Annotated in this window: 1 protein-coding gene; it reads right to left on the bottom strand. The window is 47.9% G+C overall.

Annotated elements, in window-relative coordinates:
* Window positions 1-161: 161 nt before the first annotated feature.
* A partial coding sequence (locus tag KDK16_RS09910) for a hypothetical protein (protein WP_257275875.1) occupies window positions 162-1,267 on the bottom strand: 1,106 nt, incomplete at its 5' end.

Raw genomic sequence — 1,267 nt, 5'->3', positions numbered from 1 at the left:
GCCAATGCGACCATCCTTACTGCACTGACAGCTTCACTGTTTGAAAAAATACTGTCGGAGTTGGCCTGTTCACTCATCTTTATTATCTCCCTGATTACTTCAAACTACTGTATGCAAGTACAGTACCATATTCGCTTAAAAAGTGCGCAAGAAAGTCTCCGCTAGCGCACAACCTCGCGCTTTGCCTTTCTCAGCTCTTTTAGTTCTTCCTGAACTTTTTTTATCTCCTTGCGGTAGTAATCCCGTTTTTTCTCAAACTGATCCTGAGTGATTCTCTTCTTGGTTTTTAGCCAGCCTTGCTGGTTAATGGCTTTCTGGTGTTCTTCAATCTTGTCCGCCAGTTCCGTAGCTTTGAATTTGAAACTGTCTCCTGGCCTGAAAGGCCGTAGTTTGAAACCGAGCGAAGCCAGAACCGAATCCCATGTCAAAATCGGATTTTTCATACCATCTAATCCGGTGAACTGCTGACCTCCCAGAGCCTCGCTTAAACCATTGGCAGCATTCACCACACCTTCAGCGATGCCATTGGGTTGGTCTCCGGCCTGCCGATCTTCAGCAACATCATTGGCCAGACCTTCAATGATTTTTTGTTGGTGGTAACTGCCTGGCGTTAATGGGTTAGAAGGGGCCCAGGCTTGGTAGAGATAGTTGATACTCTTGCTAATCTTCTCTGAAGCTGGGGCATGTTTGTTGTAGATCTCTTTACCTTTCCAGTCCTCATTAAGAACCACTGCATCAATCAGGGATCGGAATGGATTGGAGCCCAGAGCATCACTGCCCCAAAAACTGGCAATGGTCCCCATATGATCGGGCAAGGCCAGTTTTCTATCTCCTGCTTCCCCCGCAAAGGGGTTTCCCAATGCATGAGCGTTGGCCATAGATAAGCGATAACCTTCCAGACCAGGGACATGGAAAGTATTCAGGCCGCCCCATAATGCACGACCGCGCTCCCATTTAGGGCTGACCGTTGTCTCGGCTTCCACCCTATCCCAATAGCCACCGGGCTCCATTTCGCCATTGACCAGCAAGCCTGAATAATTCACTGCTTCGTAAGCGGCTGCCAATGCAATCAAACGCTCTGGCCTTTCTACTGCATTTTTCACAATCGCAGGAATAGCCAGGTAACTGTATGAGATAAAGGGACTGCCAATAGGAAAATCCCTAATCACCTTAATGGCAGTGGGCAGATCGTTGTAATCAAAGAAGAAGTGATTAGCTGACTGAACCGCTTCTCTGGGCGTCTTCCCCGACTGACGTTCAGACATAT

This window comes from Endozoicomonas sp. SESOKO4 (assembly GCF_024606275.1).
The sequence above is the reverse complement of the archived record's forward strand: the minus strand, read 5'-3'. Positions and strand labels throughout refer to the sequence as shown.